Annotated in this window: 23 protein-coding genes; 10 read left to right on the forward strand and 13 right to left on the reverse strand. The window is 44.6% G+C overall.

The window, feature by feature from the left end; translation table 11 throughout:
- Positions 1 to 23: 23 nt before the first annotated feature.
- A complete protein-coding gene (locus ACLWBB_RS10370; RefSeq protein ID WP_413287431.1) occupies positions 24 to 725 on the forward strand; it encodes a YebC/PmpR family DNA-binding transcriptional regulator in 702 nt (233 codons plus the stop codon).
- 56 nt (positions 726 to 781) lie between these two features.
- Here ACLWBB_RS10370 and ACLWBB_RS10375 read toward each other — a convergent pair whose 3' ends face one another.
- From ACLWBB_RS10375 to ACLWBB_RS10390, 4 genes are all read right to left on the reverse strand, one after another.
- Positions 782 to 1648: a trypsin-like serine peptidase gene (locus ACLWBB_RS10375; protein WP_413287432.1), complete on the reverse strand. Its 867-nt coding sequence runs from the start codon at positions 1646 to 1648 to the stop codon at positions 782 to 784.
- An 82-nt stretch (positions 1649 to 1730) separates the two neighbouring features.
- On the reverse strand, positions 1731 to 2174 hold the full coding sequence (locus ACLWBB_RS10380) for a SufE family protein (RefSeq protein ID WP_413287433.1): 444 nt from the start codon (positions 2172 to 2174) through the stop codon (positions 1731 to 1733).
- Positions 2162 to 2980: a hypothetical protein gene (locus tag ACLWBB_RS10385; RefSeq protein WP_413287434.1), complete on the reverse strand. Its 819-nt coding sequence runs from the start codon at positions 2978 to 2980 to the stop codon at positions 2162 to 2164. The genes ACLWBB_RS10380 and ACLWBB_RS10385 overlap by 13 nt, the downstream gene beginning before the upstream one ends.
- Positions 2981 to 2985: 5 nt before the next feature.
- Complete coding sequence (locus ACLWBB_RS10390; RefSeq protein WP_413287435.1) at positions 2986 to 4272, reverse strand: phosphatase domain-containing protein; 1287 nt, start codon at positions 4270 to 4272, stop codon at positions 2986 to 2988.
- 224 nt (positions 4273 to 4496) lie between these two features.
- On the opposite strand from ACLWBB_RS10390, the gene ACLWBB_RS10395 reads away from it, so the two are divergent.
- The 3 genes from ACLWBB_RS10395 to ACLWBB_RS10405 all read left to right on the forward strand — a co-directional run bounded on the left by ACLWBB_RS10395 (position 4497) and on the right by ACLWBB_RS10405 (position 6063).
- Positions 4497 to 4763 carry a hypothetical protein gene (locus tag ACLWBB_RS10395; protein ID WP_413287436.1) on the forward strand — a complete coding sequence of 89 codons (267 nt, stop codon included), beginning with the start codon at positions 4497 to 4499 and terminating at the stop codon, positions 4761 to 4763.
- A 100-nt stretch (positions 4764 to 4863) separates the two neighbouring features.
- Positions 4864 to 5076 (forward strand): hypothetical protein, encoded by a 213-nt coding sequence (locus ACLWBB_RS10400; protein WP_413287437.1) that lies wholly within the window; start codon positions 4864 to 4866, stop codon positions 5074 to 5076.
- 171 nt (positions 5077 to 5247) lie between these two features.
- Positions 5248 to 6063, forward strand: a complete 816-nt coding sequence (locus tag ACLWBB_RS10405; RefSeq protein ID WP_413287438.1) for a hypothetical protein — start codon at positions 5248 to 5250, stop codon at positions 6061 to 6063.
- On the opposite strand, the gene ACLWBB_RS10410 is transcribed toward ACLWBB_RS10405, so the two are convergent.
- A complete protein-coding gene (locus ACLWBB_RS10410) occupies positions 6060 to 8357 on the reverse strand; it encodes an HD domain-containing protein (RefSeq protein ID WP_413287439.1) in 2298 nt (765 codons plus the stop codon). The genes ACLWBB_RS10405 and ACLWBB_RS10410 overlap by 4 nt on opposite strands.
- A 6-nt stretch (positions 8358 to 8363) precedes the next feature.
- Entirely contained in the window at positions 8364 to 10886 is a 2523-nt protein-coding gene (gene mutS / locus ACLWBB_RS10415; RefSeq protein WP_413287440.1) for a DNA mismatch repair protein MutS, read from the reverse strand.
- A gap of 202 nt (positions 10887 to 11088) precedes the next feature.
- Here mutS and ACLWBB_RS10420 point away from each other — a divergent pair, with 202 nt between their 5' ends.
- Together ACLWBB_RS10420 and ACLWBB_RS10425 are read left to right on the forward strand one after the other, a co-directional pair.
- The gene (locus ACLWBB_RS10420) at positions 11089 to 11613 is read left to right on the forward strand and encodes a D-alanyl-D-alanine carboxypeptidase family protein (protein ID WP_413287441.1); all 525 of its coding nucleotides are present in this window, start codon (positions 11089 to 11091) and stop codon (positions 11611 to 11613) included.
- Positions 11614 to 11751: 138 nt separating this feature from the next.
- Positions 11752 to 12774, forward strand: coding sequence for a vWA domain-containing protein (locus ACLWBB_RS10425; RefSeq protein WP_413287442.1), 1023 nt, complete (start codon positions 11752 to 11754; stop codon positions 12772 to 12774).
- Between the two features lies 1 nt (position 12775).
- Here ACLWBB_RS10425 and ACLWBB_RS10430 read toward each other — a convergent pair whose 3' ends face one another.
- The 6 genes from ACLWBB_RS10430 to ACLWBB_RS10455 form a co-directional block, all read right to left on the reverse strand.
- On the reverse strand, positions 12776 to 14056 hold the full coding sequence (locus ACLWBB_RS10430) for a hypothetical protein (protein WP_413287443.1): 1281 nt from the start codon (positions 14054 to 14056) through the stop codon (positions 12776 to 12778).
- Between the two features lie 160 nt (positions 14057 to 14216).
- On the reverse strand, positions 14217 to 15629 hold the full coding sequence (gene mpl / locus ACLWBB_RS10435) for a UDP-N-acetylmuramate:L-alanyl-gamma-D-glutamyl-meso-diaminopimelate ligase (protein WP_413287444.1): 1413 nt from the start codon (positions 15627 to 15629) through the stop codon (positions 14217 to 14219).
- Positions 15626 to 16687 (reverse strand): serine hydrolase domain-containing protein, encoded by a 1062-nt coding sequence (locus ACLWBB_RS10440; RefSeq protein ID WP_413287445.1) that lies wholly within the window; start codon positions 16685 to 16687, stop codon positions 15626 to 15628. Before ACLWBB_RS10440 ends, mpl begins: the two co-directional genes overlap by 4 nt.
- Positions 16684 to 17613: a S66 peptidase family protein gene (locus tag ACLWBB_RS10445; RefSeq protein ID WP_413287446.1), complete on the reverse strand. Its 930-nt coding sequence runs from the start codon at positions 17611 to 17613 to the stop codon at positions 16684 to 16686. Before ACLWBB_RS10445 ends, ACLWBB_RS10440 begins: the two co-directional genes overlap by 4 nt.
- The gene (gene purB, locus ACLWBB_RS10450; protein ID WP_413287447.1) at positions 17613 to 18899 is read right to left on the reverse strand and encodes an adenylosuccinate lyase; all 1287 of its coding nucleotides are present in this window, start codon (positions 18897 to 18899) and stop codon (positions 17613 to 17615) included. The genes ACLWBB_RS10445 and purB overlap by 1 nt, the downstream gene beginning before the upstream one ends.
- A complete protein-coding gene (locus ACLWBB_RS10455; RefSeq protein WP_413287448.1) occupies positions 18892 to 20184 on the reverse strand; it encodes a hypothetical protein in 1293 nt (430 codons plus the stop codon). The genes purB and ACLWBB_RS10455 overlap by 8 nt, the downstream gene beginning before the upstream one ends.
- A gap of 158 nt (positions 20185 to 20342) precedes the next feature.
- Between ACLWBB_RS10455 and ACLWBB_RS10460 the strand changes: the two genes are divergently transcribed.
- The 4 genes from ACLWBB_RS10460 (at position 20343) to ACLWBB_RS10475 (ending at position 23979) form a co-directional block, all read left to right on the forward strand.
- The gene (locus ACLWBB_RS10460; RefSeq protein ID WP_413287449.1) at positions 20343 to 20942 is read left to right on the forward strand and encodes a glutathione peroxidase; all 600 of its coding nucleotides are present in this window, start codon (positions 20343 to 20345) and stop codon (positions 20940 to 20942) included.
- 76 nt (positions 20943 to 21018) lie between these two features.
- A complete protein-coding gene (locus ACLWBB_RS10465) occupies positions 21019 to 21789 on the forward strand; it encodes an outer membrane beta-barrel protein (RefSeq protein WP_413287450.1) in 771 nt (256 codons plus the stop codon).
- Positions 21790 to 22908: 1119 nt separating this feature from the next.
- Entirely contained in the window at positions 22909 to 23634 is a 726-nt protein-coding gene (locus ACLWBB_RS10470; RefSeq protein WP_413287451.1) for an Ig-like domain-containing protein, read from the forward strand.
- Positions 23635 to 23790: 156 nt separating this feature from the next.
- The gene (locus ACLWBB_RS10475) at positions 23791 to 23979 is read left to right on the forward strand and encodes a hypothetical protein (protein WP_413287452.1); all 189 of its coding nucleotides are present in this window, start codon (positions 23791 to 23793) and stop codon (positions 23977 to 23979) included.
- 24 nt (positions 23980 to 24003) lie between these two features.
- Here ACLWBB_RS10475 and ACLWBB_RS10480 read toward each other — a convergent pair whose 3' ends face one another.
- Positions 24004 to 25377 carry a sodium-dependent transporter gene (locus ACLWBB_RS10480; protein ID WP_413287454.1) on the reverse strand — a complete coding sequence of 458 codons (1374 nt, stop codon included), beginning with the start codon at positions 25375 to 25377 and terminating at the stop codon, positions 24004 to 24006.

The following is a 25377-nucleotide window of genomic DNA, read 5'->3' on the forward strand; positions in this document are numbered from 1 at the left end:
TCCGTTTTTGGTGTCATAGGCCCATGGGAAAATCATGGAAAAACGCCGGAAAATCAGAAAAGGCCATGCAAAAAGGCCAAATATTCACCAAACTTGCCCGCGAGATTGCAGTCTCCGCGAAAGCTGGTGGACCTGACCCCGCCGCGAACTCCCGTTTACGCCTAGCGATCGATGCCGCTAAAAAGATGTCTTGCCCGACAGATACTATCGACCGCGCCATTAAAAAAGGTGCAGGCCTCTTAGATGACGGTAAAATCATCGAGGAAGTTGTTTACGAGGGCTACGGTCCCCACGGTGTGGGCGTGATCGTTGAATGCCAAACTGACAATAAAAACAGAACCGCTTCAGAAATGCGCCACGCTTTCAAATCTCATGAAGGCAATATGGGTGAATCTGGCAGCGTTGCTTGGATGTTTGAACACGTAGGCTATATCGTAGCTACTAAAGCTGGGACTTTTGATCCAGATGAAGAAGCGATCGAAGCCGGCGCTAACGAAGTCTATAAAGATGACGATGGCTCTTACGAGTTCTATACAGGCCACTCTGATCTTGCAGCAGTGAATGAAAGCCTCACAAAGCGCGGTTGGAAGGTGACGACTTCAGAGCTTTCTTATAAGGCAAAAACGCCTGCAGAAATCACTGCTGAACAAAGAAAAGACGTCGAGGAGTTCTTAGGCTTCCTTGACGACATGGACGACTCTCACAGAGTCCACGCAACACTCTAAAAACTAAAAAACCCGCTCGAAAGAGCGGGTTTTTCATTTCACAATTTATTCTATTCTTATTGAGCTTTAGAAAGCGCCTGAGAGATGTAAGAGATCTGAGTCACATCTTCACCGCGGCAGCCGTCTTCTGTGCAACGATTGCTGATAGAGCAACGATTTTTGCTGTCATAAACGAAATCGCTTTCGCCACGAACAAGAATACCAACTACTTCTAAAGTGTCTTGGTTGAAAACCGCAGAACCCGAGTTACCACCGTAAGTATCGAGGCTCGCTGTGAAGTATTGAGACTTCACACTGCGAACGATTCCGTTATCAGTTACTTTTGTTGGAATGCCTGATGGATGACCTACAACGATCAAGTTATCACCTGGCTTCACTGAAGATCTTGCAAGCGTCAGAGGTCTGTGACCACGAACTGGGCGATCCAATCTTACAAGGGCATAGTCTTCAGATCCAGTTTGCGCTCTTTCAATAACAGACTTACAAGTATAAACTTCAGAGCTTTCCACTTCTGATGGAGCCTGGTCTTGGCTAGACATTCTGTAAGAGAAAACAAAACTGCTTTGAGCACAACGAGCAGCATCGATACAGTGACCTGCAGTTGCCATCAAATCATCACCTACAAGGAACGCAGAACAAAAAGCACCAGAAGGCTCAGTTGCATAAGGCTCAGAACTGCAAAGCCCCATGACTCTTTGGAAAGTCTCAGCTTTCACAGTCGTCATGCCGTTAGATTTTGCAGTTAAGGCTGAATTACGGATTACTGCTGCCGTGCTATCCGCTACTTCGCGAACATCGGCTCTAGGAACTTGGAAGTACTGCATGCGATTGTCGTCGCCATAAATAACTTTGTTTTGGATCTTCGCGATTGCGATCGGAGAAAGAAAGTAACAAATCGCGACTAAAAGAATTGCTTTGACCACTCAAACCCTCCTGGTTTTCAGCAAGAGGTGCTTCGTGCACCTTTTTCTATTCTGAAAACAGAAGTGTTAATGGTCAAAAAAATTAAGCGTTTGTCTTTGAATTCAAGACGTAAGCAAAGGCAGTTGCATAGAGACGAATTTGCTTCAACATCGAGTGCAAACCATTCGCTCTACTCGGTGACAAATTGCCCTCAAACCCAAGAGCTTTCAAAAACTCTGGAGGCGTCTTCAAAATTTCGTTCGGGTTCGCACCAGAGTAAACACGAAGGAGCAGTGCCACAAGACCCTTTACGATCATCGCATCACTGTCACCTTGGATAGTCATCTCGCCTTGCGGAGTGAGTTGAGCATGTAACCAGACTTGAGATTGGCAACCCTTGACCTTATTCTCTTCGCTCTTCAAATCTTCAGGCATATCAGGAAGTTGTCGTCCCATTTCGATGATTCGCTTATAGCGCTCTTCCCAGTCCTTGAGGTTCTGGAACTCTTGAATAATTTGATTTTGGCGGTCTGCTATTGTGGACATATTTTACCGAAAGCCTTCCGTAAACGATCCTCGAGTTGTTGGCCAGTTTCGCCCAAAAGCTCGTGGAAGGATTTCTTATCTAATTCCGACACAATCTGAAAGGACTTTTTAAAGAATCCTACCTGATCATCGTAATAACCATTCCAGAGGTCTCTAGCTTTCTTCTCAGGCAGATAAGGACTCTTCAACTCAGTTTTTGTGCCTTCAAAACGATTGAGGTAGTTCAACAAATCACTGATTTGACGAGGCGAGAAATCAAGCATCACTAAAGACTCTTCCATGAGCGCCATCTCGACATAGGTCAAATAATTAGAAACTTCATCCCAGAACTGAATTCCTTTTTTGCCGTAAGAGCTTTTGCAATAAAAGCTGGTACAAACTGCACCACGGTGGCGCCAGATTCCGCAGTTCTGTTGTTCGTGATTAAAATAGGGACAGAGCCAATCCTCACGCTGACCAAATTCGTTTTTCTTACGATGATTAAACGGCACCTGATAACTCGGTGGAGCTACTAGACCTAATGGCAATGAGTATTCACGACGTTCAATTTTCTCGCGGATACTCATGAGTGCGGATGGCGCTGCTTGCGAGTCTTTGCTAAGAATTGCACCGACCACGTAGTTAGGCAGAAATGGATAATACGTACAGCATTTTAAATGGGCTTCATAGAAGATCTCGCCGCGATTACGAGGTCTAGCCATAACACAAGAATCACAGGTAGCCTTGGTCTCTTCAGGCTCGAAAGACAAAATATCTCTCGGAAGCAGAGACTCATAAATGCGCGGAACTTGGTATTTTAATTTCATCAACCCTAATTGAACGCCAAAGGCGCTTGCATGTGGCAGCGATTTATCAAATGCTCTTTAAGAGGTGCCAAGAACTGATACTCCCCGTCCACGGACCAGCGCCATTGGAAGTCGTCGCAGTTCACAAAACTTGGAATACCGTACTCATACACTGCAGAGGCCTCGACGTTTTCAGCCAAGATACGGTCTTTCATGTTGAGCATTGTACTCATAGCATCCGCAAGTCCGATCAAGCCTTTTTGCTGCCAATCCACCATAAGCTCAACCGAAGTCACATATCCAGTTTGCTCTGGAAATAGAACATTGCCAACTTCAGATATGGATTGAGTAGAATAAACGACATGGATATATGGGTAGAAAAGAACATCCGGAAACTTCTCGGTCAGCCTATGGAAGACCTCCGTATCCGGGGATCCGTTGTGACTTACTAAAATCACAATCTGTGGTTTATAGCGAGAAATGGTTTCATCTAAAATCTTGAAACGTACTTCAGCATCCTGATTGGAGTCATAAGTTTTATGAACTCCTTTTGGAAAATCATTTCGATTCAAAAACTCTCGTTCGTTCTTTCCCATCACCAACTGCGGGCTCTGAGTGAGATAAACAAAGCGGAAGTCGGGGTTGTTTTTTGCAAGCAACTGGAACGCTTCACTCATTCCTAAAAAGCGTTTTCGAGTCGAGTTCACAAAATTCAAAGAATCCCAGAAGTTTCGTACATGTGACAGCTTGAGTGTATCTTCCACATTAGCAATGACCAAGGTCTTGTCTGGTACATTTAACTTACGAGGAACAACTGCGCTCACACCGTTTTCAGAGTAAAGAACTTCGAAGTGATCAGGTCTTACGTGAACTTTAAAAGTCCCGTCTGCAGAAACAAAAAGATATTCACGCTCAGAATTTACTTTAAAGAGCTTGCCATAAACATTCGCTTTCACGCCTTTAATTTTGTAGCTCATAGTGCGAGAAATAGAGTTCACAAATCCATAGGGTCCACTATGAACAAAGATAGAACACTCATGACCGACATTCACTCGGTTCGCACAAATGAACTGCAAACCTTTATCTTCGGTTTCAATAGCTTTGCCCGGACCGATCATTGAGTTTTTAACGGGAACATCCATCGCATCAAAAAGAAGGCGCCCATCAGAATCGGCACTTCCCGTTGCGTCTTTTGCCAGAATGCGGATGACTCCATAAGGGCCCACAAATTGTCCTCGAGTAATAGCTTTGGCTACTCCTGAACTGCTCAAAATAAATAAAACGAGCATAGACAATATTGTCGTGCGCACCATGGAAGAATCCCCCTTTTAGACCCTTGGCAATAGCTTGGACATTTGAGGCACCAAAAATGTCACTTTAACCCCTGTCTTGGCAACAAGAATTATGTATCATCTTGAGATATTTTTTATGTGTAATATTAAATACTTATGGCGTTAGGCGAAAGTTATTTCGACCTTTTCCGGCCCCTGGCTTGCAACTTAACAGAATAAGAGCTTCGACAAACGAAGGAGGCCCCATGAAAACAGCAATCGTTTTGACCATTTTAATGGCAGTTTCATCAACCAGCTACGCGTGGATTGAGAAGGCTCCTGCACAAAAAGCCTATGATTTTAAGTACAAATTGAAGAACGACACCTTCAAATACTCAAGATCAGCAGCCAGCTATGAAGAGGCTTTCGAGCACGCAGCCACCGCTTGCTTTAAGCACTTCAAAAACGGCAAGCGTCTTAGCGAAACCGAAGGTCTTGATATTATCGATGTGTGTGCAAACCCAAGATCTTAATCCCTGACAACTACGCGCCGCATAGCTCGCTTAAAAACTGATTCTTTAAGCCCCTGCTTTGAATTATAAATTAAGGACTAACATTCAACGGGGTATAAGTATGGGCATCGGCGGTAAAGTTTTAGATTTCCTCTTCGGCAAAGATCCAGACATTTTCGACGAAAAAGGCAACGTCAGCCACAAACTCCCTAAAAAGAAGTGGGACGCTTGGTACAACAGAACCAAGACAGATCCTCAGTACAACTGGAGAAACCACACCGGTGTAGCTGGTGCGAGCGGTAAGAAAAAAACCGACAATCCACCACGTAACTAATCGCTAATCTAAATAGCGTTCATAAAAAACCAAGCCATCAAGCTTGGTTTTTTTATTTCTGCGTGTTCACATACTCATTTCTGTTCTTAAACAAGAAGAACCAAAAGGTCTTCTCCTAAACTTTTTTTCATTTTTCAATAGTCCCCAATAGACCACTTCACCGGGGGACATATGACAGCTTCTTTAAAATACCTCTTATCGCTCAGTTTGGTGCTGCTAAAAGTGTCTCTATGTTTTGGCGAGGCCTCGGAAGAGGAAATGAATAAGTCCAACAATCCTCTAACCCCCATGGCAGGTCTGGTACTGCAGGATTACTCTGCTCCTGAATTGTACGGCAGCGACGAGACCACGAATAGCTTCTTAATGAGAGGCACCCTGCCATTTGTGTGGAAAGATATCCCGCAACTATCGCGTGTTACGATTCCTTACAACACAGTCCCATCGATGGATGGTGAAGATGTCAGTGCTCTTGGCGACATCAACATCTTTGATATTTTCCTTACAGGGACTCCGCGACTGCAACTTGGTATTGGCCCTTACCTGGTGCTACCAACAGCTTCTAAAGACGAAACCGGCGCTGGTAAATGGCAAATTGGCGCGGCTGGCGTTGTGATGGCTCCAATGTATTGGGGACTTCTAGGAGCTCTTCTAACTTATCAACATGACTTCGCTGGCGACAGCGACCGCCCAACTCAGAATATCTTCACGGCACAGCCTTTTGTTATCTACAACCTACCTCATGCGTTTTACCTAAGATCCGTGGGTATTTGGTATTTCAATTGGGAAAACGGTGATTACTATATTCCGGTCGGATTTGGCGCAGGTAAAGTTTGGAAGCGTGAAAGCGGCACTACCGTTAATCTGTACCTAGAACCTCAGTGGACGGTTGCACATGAGGGCGATGGGCATCCTAAATTTCAATACCTGTTTGGCATCAACTTCCAATACCCGCTCGGAACAACGTCTATCGTTGGTCGAAACGACTAGAGATGTTCTTTGATTTGAGTCAGCAAGGACTCTGGAGTTTCTTTCGGAGTCTTCAGAATAAAAATATCATTTACTTGATGACCCCAGGTGTGAACACGCGCTGATTTGATATTTAATCCAGTACTCGCCAAGGCCTTTGTCGCATTACTTAAGAAGCCCACTTGGTCTTTGCCTTTAAAACTTAAAATCCACTCGCTATCATCGATGGAAACCCACTCGATTTGATCGTAAACCACTTTCGGCAGTTCTTTCGCTACACCCTGAGAGTTCTTCAGCATTTTCTCGATCACTTGCAGATTTTTCGACGTACTTACCTGGAACCAGTCGTAAACACCAATTCCTATCAGAGTCTGAATCGAAGCATGACGAATACCAAGACCCAGCGAATACAAACGCTGTACGTAATCCGCCAGAAGTCCCTCTTGGTCTTTCTTCGAATGAAAACGAACCCAGATCTCTTTGCCTTTTTTGAAAACGAGCGGATTTAGGGATTCTTGGGACTCGCGCGCTTTTTTCAAATCCTGCGCTAGTACTGGCGACGATAAGCTTTGCAAAAGGAAATCATCAAAGTCTGCAAGTAGATCCTCTAAACCTTTAAACTTCTTCTTTTGCAGAGATTGCTTCAGAGAGAAATAATTCTGCGTGCTTGGCGCATTCATGGCCTCGACCAAATCCCGAAGAAGTCGACCCTTCCACTCATTCCAGGCTTCTGGATTGGTGGCACAGATATCCATCACCGTGAAAATAGCTAGACGCTTTAAACGCCCACCTTTTGCACCGATCTTTTCAAGATCTTCCCAAGTTTTTTTAGACTTTGGATTTTTTCTAAACGCCGCGATTGAAAGTTCTAGATGATTTTTCACCATCCAGGCGACTTCTTCTGTGAATTTTTTATTGAAGCCGTACTTCTTAAAGTCTTTTCTTAAGATCTCGACTCCAAGATCTGAGTGATCTTCAGAGTGCATGCCTTTTGCTAGGTCATGATAGAGTGCCGACCAAGAAAGGATCTTCCAATCATCATCAGTCAGTTCTTTATACAGCGTGCCTAAAGGCCCCAGAGCTTTTGGGTTTTGATAAATCTCTTTTAGCATTACACAGGCTTGCATGATGTGCACATCGGCCGTGTAACGATGGTATTGGTCGTGCTGAACGTAACCCACCAAGTGACGAATCGCAGGCAGGATTTTATCAATCAAACGAGACTCAAACACACTCACCACAAAGTCTTTCGATGCTTTGGGGTTTAACATTTCTTGCAAGACCTTCCCGAACCAGCGTGCATTCTTTTGAACGACTTTTTCAGGAAGAAGGCGATCCAAGTTCTCGCGTACTTTTTGTTGACCAAGGGGGTTTGGATATTTCTTTAAAGCCTCGACCAAATCCGTAGGCTTGTGAAATGGCAACTCGCGAGTGCTCTGAAGTTCTTTCTGTGAACTTGAAGCGACTTGGAAAATCCAGTTCACATAAAAGTGACTGCGTGAAAGTCCCCGCTCTAGGTCGCGCATGAAATCTTTATGAGTTTTAAAATTAAAAAACTTCGCTAAATCAAATTGTGCGGTATTCACAAGAACTTCCCCGCAACCCATCAAGTGAAGCTTTTGACGAAGAGTCAGCAAATACGCTTTGTGATAGTTTAGAACACTCAGAGCATGCCCTGGGTTTTGAAACTTGTCAGAGAACAAATCATATACTTGCAAAGCTTGCTCGATATCACGAAGTCCGCCTGGTCCGTATTTCAGATTTGGCTCTAAGTAATTTGAAATCGAATTGTAACGAGAAGCCCTTTGCTTTCTTTCTGAAAGTAAATCTTTAATCAGACTTTGGCGCAGTTGTTTCTTGTTTTCCCAAAGTCGTTTTTGTTGAAGCAATAATTTTGAAGCCGCTTCGGAACTGAGTGGCTTTGCTTTCCATAACGATAAAATGTCGAAGCTTTCAACCCCTTCAGTCCAATCTTCGGGATTTTTAGGAACACGGTAACGAACTTTAAGACCCGCTTGATGAAAGCGGTCTGTCAGGTCTTTTACTTTGCCTTCCGGACCACAAAACAGAATATCGATATCAGAGATCGGACAAAGCTCACCACGCGACCACGAACCTAAAATCACAGGCTCACATTCAATGAATCCCGGGAAAGCTTTAAGTTTTTCTTCAAGTTGTGAACTGAGCCAGCTTGCGAACTGAGGTCCGCCAAAATACGAAGTAAAACGAACATCACCATTCGGGGTCCAGAAAACCGGAGGAAAAACCTCGTTTGCCTTCTCCCACTGTTCGTTACTTAAGTAAGTTTTGCTCATTGATTCCTAGTTCATGTCTTGTTGAAGTGTCTCAATGCTTTTTTGCCACATAGCAATCTGATTGAGGGCTTCAATTGGAGTGATGCTTGTTAGAGGATATTTTTTCACTTCCTGCATGAACTTGGCAATCTCATCCAGACGTGGGTCTGGGGTTGTTGTCGGCTCGTCAAATGGAATATCCAATAGCGACAACTGACTAGAAGCTTCTACTTTTTGGGACTCGATCGACTTTAGCAAACTCTTTGCCCGGCGAACTACGACTGCTGGCAAGCCTGCAAGCTCTGCTACCTGAATCCCGTAGGATTTCTTCGCAGGTCCACGCACAAGCGTGTGCAAGAAGCGGATCTCTCCACCGCTGTCAGCGACCGTCATATGCGCATTTTTAATCTGCGGATAAGAGGTCTCTAACTGGGTAAGCTCATGATAGTGAGTTGCAAAGAAGGTCGTGGTTTTTACATCAGACAACAGATGCTCAAGAATGGATTGCGCTAAGCACATACCATCAAAGGTACTTGTCCCACGCCCTACTTCATCCAAAATCACCAAAGACTTGTGAGTCGCATTTTTTAACATCGCTGCAGTTTCAGTCATTTCAACCATGAAAGTTGAAAGACCTTCTGACAACTGATCGCTTGCACCAATACGCGTGAAGATCGCATCAAAGACCGGCATCTCTGCAAAGTCTGCAGGAACAAAACAACCCGCTTGAGCCAAGATCACGGTCAAAGCCACTTGGCGCATAATCGTCGATTTACCGGCCATATTAGGACCCGTTAAAAGCAAACAAGCACCAGATCTCAACTCGATGTCGTTCGGTACGAAGTTCTTTTTTACTGTTTGTTCGACAACCGGATGGCGCGAGCTTTTAAGTACTAAATCTCTTTGTACTGAGAACTGAGGACGTACGTACTTTTCTTCTAAAGAAAGCCACGCAAAAGAGGCCACAACGTCTAGCTCGCTGCACTCGTGAGCTAGAATCATCAACTCTGAGCCTGTTGTTAAAACTTCGCGGCGGAGTGTTTCGAAATATTCAAATTCTAAATCCCCGCGCTTGGTCTGAGCTGTCAGAACTTTTCTTTCAAGCTCGATCAAAGCATCGGTGCAATATCTCTCGGCGTTCGCCAGAGTTTGTTTGCGCTGATAGTATTTTGGAACCTTGTCTTTGTGAGTATTCGTGATTTCGATGTAATAACCAAAGACGTTGTTGTAACGAATCTTCAGACTTGAAATCCCCGTCTTCTCTCGCTCTTCAGCTTCCATCTTAGCTAGCAAGTTCTGAGACTGAGTCGAAAGCTCGATCAATTCATCAAGCTCGCTAGAGACGCCATTACGGATTAAATAACCCTGCTTCGTCGTGAGCGGTGGATCTTCAACAAGTGTATTTTCAATCTTGTGAGCAAGCTTGTGCAGTTTTTCTAAAGCTGCAGCTTTCACGTTTTGCAGAGGTCTTAGCAACAAAGCCACTTCCAAAGAGCTCAAACCCGCACGAATACTTTGCGCGAGGGCCAAAAGATCACGGCCATTGCACTGAGGTTGAGAGATCTTACCAAGACGACGCTCGATATCGCCCATTTGACCTAGGATCTGACGAACACGCTTAAGCTCGGTTAAGTGATTCTTCCAGATATCTACGTTATCAAAACGTGCTTCGATTGCTTTTTGATCAACTAATGGGAAACTTAACCACTGACGAAGAAGACGGCTGCCCGCAGACGTATTTGTGCGATTCACAGCAAAGAACAAAGAACCAAGGCCTTCGCCTTTGTAAGTCGCAAAGACTTCTAGGTGACGAAGCGTTGTTGGCGTTAGCTCTAAACGTTGTTGGAAATCTCTTTCTTCAAAGACTGACAGAGTTTTAAGAGACTCGTCCCCGCCCATAGATTTTACATACGAAAGCAAACGAGCTGCCGACATCGGAGCTTGTTTTGCTAGTAGCGGATGAAGAGGATCGATGATGTCTTCGTGCTGACTAACTAGGATTTTCTGAAGACCTGTGTTCTTCTTTTGCTCTTCTACAAAGAAGGCTTTTTCTTCACCAGCTAATACGATTTCAGCAACTGGCAAGACTTCCAGGAATCGTTTGAAGGCAGCAAAGTCTTTCGTTTTAAAGAAGAAAGATTCGCCCGTCGTAGAATCCAAAAAACTCATAGAGTCTTTATCGAAGCTCACCAAGTAGTGAGCCATCGTGCCGTCAAGAGTGTCTGAGTCGTAAACCATTCCCGGAGTCAGAATGCGAGTCACTGCGCGCTTCACGATCCCTTTAGCAGTTTTTGGATCTTCTACTTGATCACAGATCGCAACTTTAAAACCGTGCGCGAGAAGTTTGTTAATAGGACCAGACACAGAATGATGAGGCATTCCGCACATCGGAGTCTCATCTTGTGATTTTTTATTTCTCTGTGTCAGTGCAATCCCGAGAATAGGTGCGGCCTTCGTGGCATCGTCGTAAAACATCTCGAAGAAGTCGCCCATTCTGAAGAGCAAAACCTTGTCTTGATGAAGAGACTTAATATCCCAGTACTGTTTCATTAAAGGCGTTAAATTCTCGGTATTTGTCATAGCCCGCCAGTGTTAACCAGGCCGCTAAAACCAATCAAGAAAGATGCATCGCAATACCGGAAGGTTCGCCCTACTTTCTGGCGGCGCGGGGCGTCGGCTAGGCTCCAAAGATTCAATCTCTCCATTAATCAAATAATGACCCTCCATTCCGGGCCCGTTACGATGGGTAAATATGCAAAAGCTTCTGACCGAAATCCATGAATACCTAGGAATCACTCAAAACTACCTTGAGACAAATCGCCTGTCTTTGCACGAGCAACCACCTCTTGAAATGCTTCAAATTGTGGATATCGATTTCGAGGGAAAACCATTTGTTCTGACAACTCAAACCGCCAAGGCGTGGTTACAAATGAGAGCTGCGGCCCTGCAAGAGAATATTCAGCTGATGCCATTTTCAGGATTTCGCTCTTATCTTCATCAGAAAAATCTAATCGATAAGCATCTTAAAAATGGCCGTCCTTTGGATGATATTCTCACGCACATCGCAATTCCTGGCTTTAGCGAGCATCATTCTGGCCGCGCTATCGATATTCATGCTTACGGACACCCGACTCTGACTGAAGAATTCGAAAACACCGAAGAGTTCGCGTGGCTTTCAAAAAACGCCGCTCGCTTCGGATTCCGCCTGAGTTATCCAAGGGACAATCCTCACGGTATCATTTATGAGCCTTGGCATTGGTTCTATACCGGCTCTTAGCAAAAGCACTCGAACACTGCGCATAGCGATAAACGCTAGTAAACATAAAATGCTAATTCATAGGCTCCGCCACACAACAATACTTTACATAAAGTGTTCTCCTGGATAGCGTTCTTCCAAACATTAAGGAGACATCCTATGAAATTGCTTTTATCAGCTTTAATCCTGACAACAGGAATCCAAGCAAATGCAGTCCTAAAACAAAACTTCGATATTCAGAAATTTCCAGGAAAAGTTAAAATCGAAGCCGATATCAATATTTCTGAACCTGTATTCAGCGCTTTGGATGTACTATTTGTTATCGACAATTCAGGAAGCATGGCTACGTATCAACAAGCTCTAGCTACTGCAAGCCGCCAGATCGATAAAGATCTCAGCCAAGTAAAAAGAGACTTTCACATAGGTATTATTTCAACAGACGTCGAGGGCCAAGATAGACGAACTCCCCCAGGAAAATTGACCGGAACGCCTAATATAATTACTTCAAAATCTACACCGGGGACTCTTGCTAATAATTTGGTTCTTGGCACCCATGGAAGTGCATCAGAACTTCCTTTTCAGTCAGCTGTCTTGGCTTTGTCGGAACCGATGCGCTCAGGAGCAAACGCTGGTTTCTTAAGACCCGGAGCACCTTTGGCGTTGGTGTTCCTAACAGATGCTGACGATCAGAGCGCTATTAGTACCGATGACTTTAAAAACTTCTTGGGCACAGTGACTGGCGATATCAACAAAGTCACTGCGTTTTCATGGGTGATTCCTACAGGACCAACACCTTGCAATCGTGAACAGCCTGAGCTTACTCCAGTGAAAATTGAGGATCTTACTAAAAAACTAAATGGCGAAGTCTTTGATATCTGCGGAATCAACACAGCACGTGTTTCAGACTTCTCTCAAAAGCTTGCTAACTTTGGTTTCACGGGAAATCCAAGTCCATTTCCAGTGGCCGATATCACAGAGGTTCCTCTTACGATCACACCAGACTTTTCAACAATTGAAGTCCGCTATGGAACTCAAGTTCTCAAAGGTGGTGATATGCATGAAGGCTGGATCTACGATTCTGCAAAAAATGCCGTAATCCTAGGACGTCAAATTCCTTGGAGCGTTCAAGCTCCAGGAACAAAACTAGAAGTCAGCTTCGTTCCTGCTGATTGGACGAAGTAACTTAGTACAAAAGCACAGCCTCGCATCGGGGATGAGCTAAGAAGCGCTGGATATAGTCATTTGTTTCTGGCGCCAAAGCTCGTCCCCATCTGAAATACTCTAGAAACTTCTTATACCCATCTTCCATCTTTTGCGAACTTAACGCCTTTGCCACAAATGGAAGGTCATTCACATGTCTTTCCATCAAACGTTGAATAACGACTGGAACATACTTTTGCTTATTCATTTTTTCATCCATTTGTAGGATCAATCTTAAGAAACTGATTTTCTCATGATCTGGATACTCAGACCACTCTTGCTGAAGACGCTGGAATTCTGGACTTTGTTCGTTAAATTGATCACTCAATAATCCACCCAAAAATCCAAGTGGATCCCCACTGCCCTTCAAGATATTCGGGAAGCTCTTCAAACTGTAGATTTCCCGACTTTTCAAACTCAAAGGAAAAGTAAAACTCTTTGGAATTTTCTGTTTAGGGAATTCGTCCTTAGGAAGTTCTTGTCCTGGTAAAGACTCTAGACGCTTTTGCACCATTTGAATGCGCTTCATAAGCTCTTGAAGGACTTCGCTGGACATATAAGGGCCCAGTGTTTGGCGAACCTGCGAAAGGTTCAGGCTCTTTAATTTCTGCTTGAAGTCTTTCGAAGCGCCTCGCAGTTCTTCTTCTTGCAGAGATAAGTCATATTCGGATTCTAAAAAGAAAACGCGCCCATGATCGATAGCGACCAAACGTCCATCACTTCCGATTAAAACGTTATGACTTGTGGTGATGTCTCGGTCTAAGTTATAAATCACATAATCAAAAAGCCCCATATCTGAAAGGCGCGGCGAATGGAATTCGCTTCGTTTGTTTTTCTGAGAATCTGACTGCTGAGGGTAATAAAGCTGCAACGTATACTTCTTGCCACCGATCATTCGCTCTACAGTCAGAGGCACCATATTTAGCCCAAGAGCACGGTCAAAAACATAAGCTCCGACTTCACGAAGAGCTCCATCTTTTACATCTGGGTCTTCTGCTTTTAAAACAGCGACGACATTATTTTCAAAATAGGCTAACCAAGACTTAGAAACGCCTCCGCCTAAGATGCTAAAATCTTGAATCGGAGCACGCATAAGAGTTTCACGAAGCTCGGCTTCTAGCGCCTGTGCTTCTTGCTCTCGTCCAGTTTCTTGAAGGTGCCAGAGAGCCCCTTGAGGATTTTTGACAGAAGACGACCACGCCCCCGCAACGGAGGCCATTATCAGTGGCAAAACTAAAATGACTAGAGAACTTAAAGTCTTCATACAATGTTCCTACGTAGAAACACTGCAATCTATGCCACTATATTACATTGAGACAGTTCGCTATTAAGGTCGCTATTGAGTTTTTTGGGTATCTAGAGAGTGAACAGCGTCGTGCCATTTTTCGCTGCTGTTCCCTCTGGATTTTTATGGTCAGTACGCTTTAGGACTCTAAAGCCTTCATCAGTTTGCCATAGATGCCATCAAAGCCGCCGTTACTCATGATCAGGATCACATCACCGCTTTTTGAGCGAGACTTAAGAGCCGCAACGATTTGTTCAGCACCATCAAAATCCTCAGCGGTAACTCCGGACTTCTTAAGATCATCTACTAACTCATGACTCGAGAAACGATCTGTTTCGCTGATCTTGGTTTGATCAAAAGCTTTGGCCAAAAGCACTTCGTGCGAGCCTTTGAAAGCTTCTACATAATCTTTTTGGAATACTTTACGACGTGATGTCGCGCTTCTTGGTTCAAAAACCGAGAACACTTTGCGACTTGGGTACTTCTTCTGAATCCCCTTCACCGTTTCACGCACCGCTGTTGGATGATGGGCGAAGTCTTCGATCACAAGAATGCCGTTAGGCTCGCCCAAGATCTCTTGACGGCGTTTAACGCCTTCAAAGGACTCTAGCGCGATTTGAATTCTATTTTCAGAGAATCCCAAGAGCTTCGACATCGCAACCACAGCAGTGGCGTTTAGGATGTTATACTCACCTGTAATTTGCATATTGTAGGGGCCTAGGATTTCACCTTTATGGTGAACTTCAAAACCAATGCCTTTTGGATCTTGGAAAAGAACTTTTGCTCTGAAATCGGAATCCGCTTTAAAACCATAAGTGAAAGAATTCTTCGCTTTGCAAAGTTTGCGAAGTTCCAACACGTTTGCGTCTTCTGCACACGCAAGCAAAGTTCCGTTTTCAGGAATCAAATGCATAAGTTTCGCAAAAGAGTCCTTCACGGCCTGCAGATCTTTATAAATATCCGCATGGTCAAACTCGACCGAAGTCAAAATCACATGCTTTGGGCGATAGTGAACAAACTTTGGAACTTTATCAAAGAAAGCTGTGTCGTACTCATCACCCTCGATGACGAACAAATTGCCTTCTGGATTTTTAAAACTTTGCGAGAAGTTTTTAGGAATACCACCGATCAGAAACCCTGGTTTTTTCCCTGCGTTCTCTGCAACCCAAGACATCATCGATGTCGTTGTGGTTTTCCCATGCGTTCCCGAGATCACAACACTTTCGCGATTTTCGATAATGAACTCGCCCATTGCTTTTGGCAAAGAGGTATAGGGAACTCCGAGCTTCACAAGCTCTTGCGCTTCTTCGTTGTTTGCAGAGATCACGTTTCCAACAATCACGTAGTCGGGCTTTGGATGAAGATTTTCAGCCTTATAACCCCTCATGATGCTGATACCAAGGCCCTCGAGCTGAGTCGACATTGGTGGGTAAGGGTTCAAGTCACTGCCCGTGATTTTAAAGCCGCGATCTTTTAAAAGACCCGCAAGACTTGCCATCGCGGTTCCGCAAATTCCCATAAGATGAATGTGACTACCTGGTTTTAGATTCATACTGCACTCTTTCTGAAGCCCTCGACGATCCAGTTGTGAATTTCAGGGCGAAGTTTTCCAAAAGACTTATTTTCTCTTCCATACATGACTCGATTTGAAAGCACGACCACACCGAAATCCGCTTTCGGGTCATACCACATCGAAGTTCCCGTGAAGCCCGTGTGACCAATCGATGACAGCGAGAAATGACTGCCACAGCTTGCGGCACCCGGAGTTGGCATCATGTATCCCAATGCCCAATCACCCATTCCTTGCGGGCGTGCGCGTGCTGCAAATAGCTTCGCAGTTTTTTGTTTCACAGAGTATCTGGCAATTCCCAAAAGCTGCGAACGGATATTCAGCAAAGCCCAAGAAACGTCATCGACGCTGCCAAAAAGACCAGCGTGAGTGGAAACTCCACCCAGCGTCCAGCAGTTCTCATCGTGAACTTCGCCTACGATCAATTTTTTACGCCAAGGACATTCTTCCGTTGGAGCATAAAGTGACGTTCTGTGCTTTGGTTGATTTTGATTATGGAACTCCATAGTCGTACCAGCATAGAACTTGTCTTTGATTCCGTCCCATACTGCTAGCAAATTATCTTTGTAGTATTCTTCTACCAAGAAGCCTAAAACCAAGAAACCCACGTCTGAATAAACGCTATTCGGAGTGTCTGAAACTTCAAGACCTGTGATGATCTCTTTTAATTTCTCTCGACGTTTTTCCAATGACGAATTCAAATCAATTTCTTTATAGAACGGGAACCACCACACAAGGCCCGACGAATGCGTCAGTAAATCCTGCACACGCACATTGCTGTGCGGGAACCACGGCAGCTGGTCTTTCACGTAAGTATCCAAGTTCCATTTACCTTGTTCAAATGCCACCATCATGGCTTGAACAGTAAAAATAACTTTCGTCAAACTAGCTAAATCATAATACGGGTATGTATCCCCAACACTCACATCACAGACCATGCGTCCGCCTTGATAGGCGCGTACAACAACCCCTGGAGTCGTATCCGTGATACGACTTTTAAGTTGTTCCATGAGTTTCTTTTCAAGAACCGAAAATTTCACGATTCTTCTCCTTCCGCTTCAATCCAAAGACAGCCTTTTTTACCACCAGTTAAAACCGCTTTCGTTAAGAATGGCACAGGTCTTTGGACAATCCCGTGCCCGGCTTCCATTCCGCTAAAAACCGGAATGTCTAATCGTTCAGCCCAAGATTTAAATACTTGAGGCCACAACACTCTACCGTCTGACTCTTGACCACCCAGGAATTCCCCGATGACCAGAGTTTTACATTTTTTATACAAACCCGCTTGCTGGAAATGCTCCAGAATGCGGTCGACACGGTAACCACGCTCGCCTAGATCTTCAATAAAAAGAATTTTGTTATCGGTATTCAGCTGATACGGAGTTCCGATTGTACTTTGCAAAACCACAAGGTTTCCGCCAACCACTGAAGACTTCACGCTCTTCAAGTTTTCAGCAGCCTTATTCATGGCTTTTAGCTTTTTAAACTCGACCCCTTTGGTTTTTCCAAAAAGAAGGTCCATTGTTTCTTTTTCAATTTTAGGCGGCACTTTGCCGCTGCCCATACGATCAAGCAGTGATGCATGCATCGTTGGCCAATTCCATCTTTGCTCGAAATACACATGCAAAGAGGTAATATCACTAATCCCTACAAGGAGTTTCTGTCTTGCAGGCTTTTTCACTTCATCTAGTAGTGGCAACAAACGGTTCGAACCGTAACCACCACGTAAGCACCAGATAATTTTTGAATCTTTCGCAGCGAGAGCCTCTCGCAGAAACCCAAAACGTTTTTCATCAGTATTTGAATGTAGGAAATGTTTTTGAATTAATTTTTTAGGAATACGTGGCTGCAGCCCCCACTTCAGTAAAAACTGACGGGAACCTTCAACTTCTTCCGGAGTCGAAGCAAAGCCAGGAGAAACCACATCAACAATGTCGCCCTTTTTGAGGTATTCCCACTTAGACACTACAATCCCCTCTTCATCACGGATTTAATGGATTTCTTGTGTTTCTTACCGCTAAAGATTTCATCAAGCTCTTTGGCTTTCAAAAACTTCGACACCTCAGGGTCTTTCGCGATTTTATCGCGAAGTTGCTCGCCCTTTTCAAGACTATGACTGAGTCTTTGCACATGAGCATAAGCCTCTTCACGACGAAGCCCCTTATCCACCAGTGCCAAAAGTACATGCGAACTAAAGAGTGTGCCTTGAGAGCTTTCAATATTATCAAGCATGCGTTTCTTATTCACTTCAAGACCGTCTAGCAAATTTGCCATACGAGAAACCGCATAGTCCGTCACGATAAACGCATCCGGGAAAATCACACGCTCTGCTGATGAGTGACTGATATCACGCTCGTGCCAGAGAGGAATATTCTCCATCGCTGTGAAAGCATAACCTTTCACTAAGCGAGCAAGACCTGTGATGTTTTCAGCACTGATTGGGTTTTTCTTATGAGGCATCGCTGAAGAACCTTTTTGCCCCTTACTGAAGCCTTCAGTAACTTCGCTCACTTCGCTGCGCTGAAGATGACGAAGCTCAATAGAAAGCCTTTCAAGACCACTCATCATCATGGCAAGGCCATGAATCATCTCGGCATGACGATCACGCGGGATTACCTGAGTCGCAATAGTTTCAGGAGTCAGTTTTAATTTTTTAGCAACTTTGGTTTCAACATCAACACCTTGGCTTGAGTATGTACCAACAGCGCCACTCAGCTTACAGATCATCATTTGCTTTAGAGCATCTTCAACGCGTTTACGGTTACGACGGAACTCAGCTAAGAAGCCAAGCATCTTAAAACCAAAAGTCGTAGGCTCTGCAAACATCCCGTGGGTACGGCCTGCACACAATGTGTCTTCGTGCTTCTTTGCAAGGCTAACGAGCGCTTTTTCTAAAGCGTCCATGGATTTTTCTAAGATCTCTCCGGCCTCGCGGACTTGAAGACTAAAGGCTGTGTCTAAGACATCAGAGCTTGTAAGACCAAAGTGAATAAACTTTCCATGAGGCCCTACGTTTTCAGCAACGTTAGAAACAAAGGCAATCACGTCATGCTTCGTTTGTTTTTCAATCTCGGCAATACGACGAACGCTGAAGCGTCCTTTTTCTGCAATGGCTTTAGCCGCTGCACGAGGAATGATCCCCATTTGCGCTTGGACTTGCGCTAGAGCAATTTCCACCTCTAACATTTTGCCAAAGCGATGATCCAAATCCCAAATCACTCCCATTTCAGGACGAGTATAACGCTCAATCACGATGTTCCTTTTCCTTTCGAGCCTGTAAGAGCTTCCACCATTTCATTAAGGACTCTCGAATCGATGCCTGGTTTTCAAACTGATCATCCCAAGAATAGTTTTTCCAGATCTCAGCACCATCCAAGAACACATTGTTGAAATCCATGTGACGACGACGTGATTCCAGACCCTCACGGTAAACCGGGAAAGAGGACGGACCAATTTGTGAATAGGTATAATAAAATTCTTGCGGGTAAGATTGGATCTCAGGCAGCGCCAGCGGCAAACGCTCACGCAAAATATCCATGATCTTCTCGCCACGAATGCGCAGATACTCTTTGTTGAATCTTTGCACTGTTGGAATACGGATCCAAACATCGAACTGGTCTTCTAGCGCCGTTCTTTGCAAGACCATCATATTCTGATGAGTCCACGGACTTGCCACCTGACCAATCAAGAGCAAGTGAATCGGTAACGAGTCTCTTTCTGGACACGCTGACATTTTCAAGCGATAGCGAACCCAGCACCACTCAGCTTCGAGTGAGCCCTCAGGAAACATGTGCTTCGCAATTTTCGGAGACACAAAGTAAGACTCTTCACTACTCAGCATCCACACGACTTGCTCAACGTGCATAAGACCCGAGCGCTGTTCACCGTGAACCTCGATACCAGAAATCGTTTTTTTATTTTTGAAAGACAGATCTAAGATTTCTGTTTTCTGGTGAACTTCGACGTTTTTCTGTTTCAACCACTCGTTTGACTTCTGCTGTCCCGCACGCGTGGCTTTTCGTACCAAGAACGGATTCATTAGCTTCAATGCTTTTCCAGAAAGACTCGCACGCGCACTTGGCACATACGTTGTTGCACCCAATTGGTGCGCAAGATGCAAAACCCAAGACTCCATGAAATTTTCAGAAGCCCATTTTTGCAGTGCCGGAAGATTTTTGTATCCAGCCTTACCGCTCAGCAAAGAGTTACCGACTTCTTTGTTCTGAGAAATTTTTTGTAAGCGGTGTTGAGTGAGAGAGCTTTTGAGTTCTACTGGACCATCTGAAAGCCAGACTGTGAAGCCTTGATCGACGGATTCAAAGTTGTCTTCTGAAAACACGCGTTCAGTTTGTGAGTCCGACATTTCTTCGGGTTTGAAAAATCCAAATGGACCTTCGACATCTTCAGGTGGCCAGACCCCTAATTTGGATGTCACATCGATCAGAACAACAGGGATGTTTTCCCGTTGAAGTTCAGCAGCTAGCCAAGAGCCCCGCCCATAGGCCGAGACGATAAGAACAGAGGTGTTTAGGTCCATAGAATGATTAGAAAATTCCTGATGTTCAAAGTCAAAGAATCTAGCGTCTTTTTTGTGAAAAAATATTGAGTAATTTTGTGGCAGTTTTTGCAGTTTGTGTTTGTCTCTAGTGCAAATACTAGCGAGAATAAAAAAGAGGCTCGTTTAGGAACTCACATATGATTAAAACTTTTCTCTCTGCCGCGCTTTTCTCTACCATAACGCTCTTGTTTAGCTCTTTTGTGACGATTTCGGAGGCCAAACCAGCCGCTTCGACACTCTCCAGCACGCACAACTTCTTCGAGTTCTCTGCGAATGACATCCGGGGCAAAAAGGTCCATTTCTCTCAGTACCGCGGCAAAGTGGTTTTAGTTGTGAATACGGCGTCCGAGTGCGGCTATACTCCGCAACTGAAAGACCTGGAAGCTTTGTACAAAAAATACTCTGCGAAGGGCTTTACGGTTTTAGCCTTCCCGTCTAACGACTTCAAGCAAGAGAAAGCCACAAACGACGAAGTCTTGAGTGTTGCCCAAAAAGAATACGGCGTGACCTTCCCGATTTTTGATAAAGGTGCTGTGACCGGCAAAGAAAAACAGCCCGTTTACAAGTTCATGATCGAGCAAAAACCAGGCATGATCTTCAAAGACGTCCGCTGGAATTTTGAAAAATTCCTTATCAATCGCCAGGGACAAGTCGTCGATCGTTGGAGCTCTATGACCTCTCCATCATCGAAGTCCGTCATAGAGAAGATTGAAAAAGCCCTGAATGACCCTATTTGAGATTTTTAGCGTCTCAAAGTGAGACCTTCCTTCAGTTTTCCCTGATTTTTCGCGATACTTATATCAGGGGGATACCGTGAAAATTCTATTGATCGCGTTGATGACTATTTGCTCATTAGCGGCTCCTGCTTTTGCTCAAAACTATTTGAGCAACAATACCACCGACCACAAATCTTATCTGATCGCACAGACCGATCCAGATGAGGCTTACGATCCATTTAGTGATTACAGTGAGTTCGACGAAGCATCGGATGAAGAGGCTGATATCAACTTCTTCAGAAACGGTCGCTTCTTTACGGTGGGTCTAGCTGCCGGTATGCGCGGCTTCACTGGCAATATGGGAAAAGCCTATCAGTCGGCGCCTACTTTCGGACTTTACTTAAGCTACTTCTTTGACTTGCGTTTAGCTCTGTCGATGGGCTTTATGACCGGCGACAACGGCGCACAGCTAGAGACCGTAACGACCACTTACCCAGGCAATGTCTCTTTCACGAGCTTTAATTTCGACCTCAAGTATTACTTTAACACCCAAAACGTGACCCGCGGCTTAGCGGACCTAAACCCATACCTTATCGGCGGTATTGCGCAATATTACCGCACATACACTTTCGAGGGTCTAGAGGGTTACGGCCGAGACTCAACAATGGGCATCGAATTAGGCGTGGGTCTTGAAGTCCCACTGATGCGTAAGAAAGCGTATTTGGGCGTTCAAGCTATGTATCACTACGTAAGCTTCAAAGACGAAAATGGCAAGTTCCTGAATGATGGAACAAGCTCGACACCAATGAAGTACTCAGTATCAGGCGACATCGTAGATGCTCTTTTGATCTTGGGTATGAATTTCTAGGATTTAAATTACAAGATTTGTTTCTTCAAACGAAGCCCCCAAGGAGGCTTCGTTTTTTTATTATCGCATAGATTTTTTTAGCAGCCTACTTCTTAACTTAAGAAATTTTCTTTCAAAAAAGATGCGAATCCTTTCCCGCTTCGCATCTTTTCACTTCTACTAACGACATAGCTTTTATGTTAAGGCTCAAGATTCCAGAAAGTCTTGAAGGAATTTTAATATTAGATTCTTCTGATAGTCCTCATAGGACTTATCTCGTGAGCGAATATCTACGTCATCCGCAAAGTGTCCTATTTCATGAATTAAACATTCCTCATCAGCGCTCAATCTCGCCCCTTTAGGCCACTGACCAAGAACGTCCTTGGCAGATAGATCTCCACGTAGCATAGCCTCAATCATAGTCTTAATTTGTTTTTTTCGATCAATTACTGATTCCATCAATCAAAAATACTCGCTCAATATACATTTCCGTTTTTTTTCATAACTATTTATTACCGGTAATAACATCGTTAATATTAATTCCCGTTGGCTCTCCAGGCCCTTTTCCATCTTTAGGTTTAACACAAACTTCGCCTCTAGGAGATTGACCAACGGACATCGAACATCACCAACTTCTTTTCATTACCATATTTGCCAGGCTCAAAAGAGACATCGATACGATTGACGAAACAGCAACTAGAAATAGCGTCTCTCTTTTTAAGATCTCAAATAGTTGAGACGAATGCCCCAACCCCTCACAATACTGAAGAGTATCATTAAATGCGCCTCCCGCTTCAATGCAAGTCACGGATGGCTCTGTAAGTATGAAGTTACAAATGGCAATACTAAGCCCTAGGATCAGAAGTTTTAAAAATACCTCAACAATTCTCTTCATAGTTTACCTATTCACTATCTTAGATATAACCAACACTCGATTTACACAGTCAAGATATGCGACTATACCCAGACCAGAACGAACATTGGCGTAAAATACACACTCAAAATAGGTGCGGTGGAAAGGCCACAGTCATCTCATTTTGTTGTTTTCCAAAAGTCACACCCAGTTCTTTTATGAGAACTTCCGAATGAAAAACTATCGCAGATCACAATCCCCGATAAAATAGAAATATGGAGGTAGATATGAAAGGATTTGTGCTTACATCCATATTACTGCTAACGAGCGTTCTCATTTCTTGCTCGACAACGACATCAGATAATGTCGATACCGATGGGATCTACGCCGTTTTGACCATCCAGGAAGATGGAGCAAATACCCGCGCCGATGCTACCTTTTATGTCGGCGGCATGACCGGAACCGTCTTGCAATTGACAGCCGGTGATAGCGTTACTTGTAACGGCAATGCAATGACTGAAAACCAAGACCTTTTTGGTAAGTACTATTACTATGGCAATTGCGGGACCCTCACCGCTGGTGCCACTTATACTTTTACATTTACCAGAAATGGCGACGACGGGCCCGAGTCCTATAGTTCGAGTGTCGTCATGCCTGCTGCAATCACGATCTCTTCACCAAACGATGGCGCGACCTTTACCAGAGGACAAACCATCCCCGTCACTTGGAATGCCGGCAGCGATACGGTTGAGGTCTCGATTAGCGGCAGCGGAACGAGTGCGTCGGGCTCAGGCTCGACCACTTATAGTCGCTCGCATGGGTCTTTGGACGATGATGGCGCTTACACGATCTTAGCGACAGACACAGATCCCGACGACACCATCACCGGAGTCATCGCGAACGCCGCGATCTCGGTTACACGCTCTCGCAGCGGTACGATGGCCTCGGGACTTGATGGCCAAATCAGCGCCAGACGTGCTGATGCGGTTTCTAACTTAACTTTGAACCCATAATCGGAGAATCACTAACCAAACAACGTGTTCGATTAGTCTAATAACTCTAAAGGGATATTAATCCCGCGATGAAGATTCTGAAAGGCTCTTATAACTGGTATTTCCACTCTGAGCTTGATACTGTGAAATAGAATCTTCTGTTCTGAAAGGACAACTATGGATCTTTTTAGTTATCAATTCGAAAATCAAGAAGACAGGGAACTTGCATTTCTTAACATCGCTAAGTGGTACGGAGACTCGTTTATCGAGAGAGTCGAAACCCTTGAGCTGACCATCCGCCCACCTGCAGACCTGCAAGTCGCAACCCAAGAGATTGCCGAAAAGCATCTGGGTAGATTGAAATAGCATTTAATAAAGTCTAACGAGGGGCTATTTTAAGAATAGCCCTAGAATCTGCAGAAGCATCCCAAAGATGATAAAGCCCGGAGCGTACCAGCGAAGGGCCCACTTCCAGTGCGGATACATCGAGTGACTCACGAAGCGGTCGTGCGCGATAAACTGACTTGCCTTCTCTTTCTCAGACATACCCCAGTTAATACTTATAACTAGACCCAAAGCCGCTACTGGAAGAATCCAGTTAATCAGGATCGAGTCCATAAGCTCCATCAAACCTTTGCCATCGATTTGCACGTTTCTAAATACTGAGCTTGAAAACGCAGGAATGGTCGCAAGTGCCAACGCCACAGCGCCCGCCACCCACGAAGCCCGAGTACGCACAAGACGCTTCTTTTGGCTATCAACCAGGTTAGAAACGATGGTCTCCATAAGACCGATACTGGCATTTAAAGCCGCCATATAAAGACAGCTAAAGAACAACAAACCAAACAGCAAACCACCACGGAATTCCATCAAGAATCTTGGCAAGGTCTCAAACAAAAGAGCTGGATCGGTCAACGGTACATTCGACGCTTGGAATGCGATCGGGAACACTAACATTACCGCAACCAAAGAAATCAAAGTATCTACCAACGTCACGCGAAAGCCCGCAGTTGGAACGTGGTCTTCGTCACGCATATAACTTCCGAAGGTCACCAAAGTTCCAAACCCTACCGAGAGCGTAAAGAAAATATGCCCAATCGCATGGATCAAAGAGGAATAAGTCAGCTTTGAAAAGTCAGGATAAAACAAGAACCGCAATACTTCAGTCTCTGACGGCAAAGACGCCGAACGGAATAAAAGCAACAATACCAGGGCTGCAAAAAGCGGCATCATATAGCTGATCCACTTTTCAAGACCTTCTTGCACGCCTTTACCCACAACAACGATCGTTAGCAAAACGTGCACACTCGCTAAAGCCCACTGAAGAGAACCGTTCTTCATCAATAAAGCTAAAGAGGCTGAAGCATGATGAGTGTCACCTGGGAACATAATTTCAATGATGAAGCGACTTAAGAAGTGCAATACCCAGCCGCTGATCACGGCGTAATACGAAAACACCACAAGGCTTAATAAAACTGAAAAGCGCCCTGCCCACACAAAAGCTTTTATACCAGAGTCTTTTGTGAGTTTCTGAGTCGCCATCAATACCGACTGCCGAGTGGACTTACCAAGGCTCAGTTCCGCAATCAAAAGCGGTAAACCCACAGTCAGTGCCATGAAAACATAAAGCAAAACAAAGGCCCCGCCTCCGTTTTCACCCACGACATAAGGGAAACGCCAAAGATTACCCAGACCACAGGCAGAACCGATGGCCAAAAGGTAAAATCCAAAGCGTGTTCTCCACGAGCCGCGTTTTGCTACCAT

Source organism: Bdellovibrio sp. HCB337 (assembly GCF_047302465.1).
Classification (GTDB): domain Bacteria; phylum Bdellovibrionota; class Bdellovibrionia; order Bdellovibrionales; family Bdellovibrionaceae; genus JACMRP01.

Coding starts and splice junctions, on each gene's coding strand:
- ACLWBB_RS10420 (WP_413287441.1), top strand. CDS start 11,089: ATGCAAAAGCTTCTGACCGAAATCCATGAATACCTAGGAATCACTCAA.
- ACLWBB_RS10460 (WP_413287449.1), top strand. CDS start 20,343: ATGATTAAAACTTTTCTCTCTGCCGCGCTTTTCTCTACCATAACGCTC.
- ACLWBB_RS10470 (WP_413287451.1), top strand. CDS start 22,909: ATGAAAGGATTTGTGCTTACATCCATATTACTGCTAACGAGCGTTCTC.
- ACLWBB_RS10410 (WP_413287439.1), bottom strand. CDS start 8,357: ATGAGCAAAACTTACTTAAGTAACGAACAGTGGGAGAAGGCAAACGAG.
- ACLWBB_RS10385 (WP_413287434.1), bottom strand. CDS start 2,980: ATGAAATTAAAATACCAAGTTCCGCGCATTTATGAGTCTCTGCTTCCG.
- ACLWBB_RS10455 (WP_413287448.1), bottom strand. CDS start 20,184: ATGGACCTAAACACCTCTGTTCTTATCGTCTCGGCCTATGGGCGGGGC.
- mpl (WP_413287444.1), bottom strand. CDS start 15,629: ATGAATCTAAAACCAGGTAGTCACATTCATCTTATGGGAATTTGCGGA.
- ACLWBB_RS10430 (WP_413287443.1), bottom strand. CDS start 14,056: ATGAAGACTTTAAGTTCTCTAGTCATTTTAGTTTTGCCACTGATAATG.
- ACLWBB_RS10380 (WP_413287433.1), bottom strand. CDS start 2,174: ATGTCCACAATAGCAGACCGCCAAAATCAAATTATTCAAGAGTTCCAG.
- ACLWBB_RS10475 (WP_413287452.1), top strand. CDS start 23,791: ATGGATCTTTTTAGTTATCAATTCGAAAATCAAGAAGACAGGGAACTT.
- mutS (WP_413287440.1), bottom strand. CDS start 10,886: ATGAAACAGTACTGGGATATTAAGTCTCTTCATCAAGACAAGGTTTTG.
- ACLWBB_RS10425 (WP_413287442.1), top strand. CDS start 11,752: ATGAAATTGCTTTTATCAGCTTTAATCCTGACAACAGGAATCCAAGCA.
- ACLWBB_RS10480 (WP_413287454.1), bottom strand. CDS start 25,377: ATGGTAGCAAAACGCGGCTCGTGGAGAACACGCTTTGGATTTTACCTT.
- ACLWBB_RS10370 (WP_413287431.1), top strand. CDS start 24: ATGGGAAAATCATGGAAAAACGCCGGAAAATCAGAAAAGGCCATGCAA.
- ACLWBB_RS10405 (WP_413287438.1), top strand. CDS start 5,248: ATGACAGCTTCTTTAAAATACCTCTTATCGCTCAGTTTGGTGCTGCTA.
- ACLWBB_RS10390 (WP_413287435.1), bottom strand. CDS start 4,272: ATGGTGCGCACGACAATATTGTCTATGCTCGTTTTATTTATTTTGAGC.
- ACLWBB_RS10395 (WP_413287436.1), top strand. CDS start 4,497: ATGAAAACAGCAATCGTTTTGACCATTTTAATGGCAGTTTCATCAACC.
- ACLWBB_RS10400 (WP_413287437.1), top strand. CDS start 4,864: ATGGGCATCGGCGGTAAAGTTTTAGATTTCCTCTTCGGCAAAGATCCA.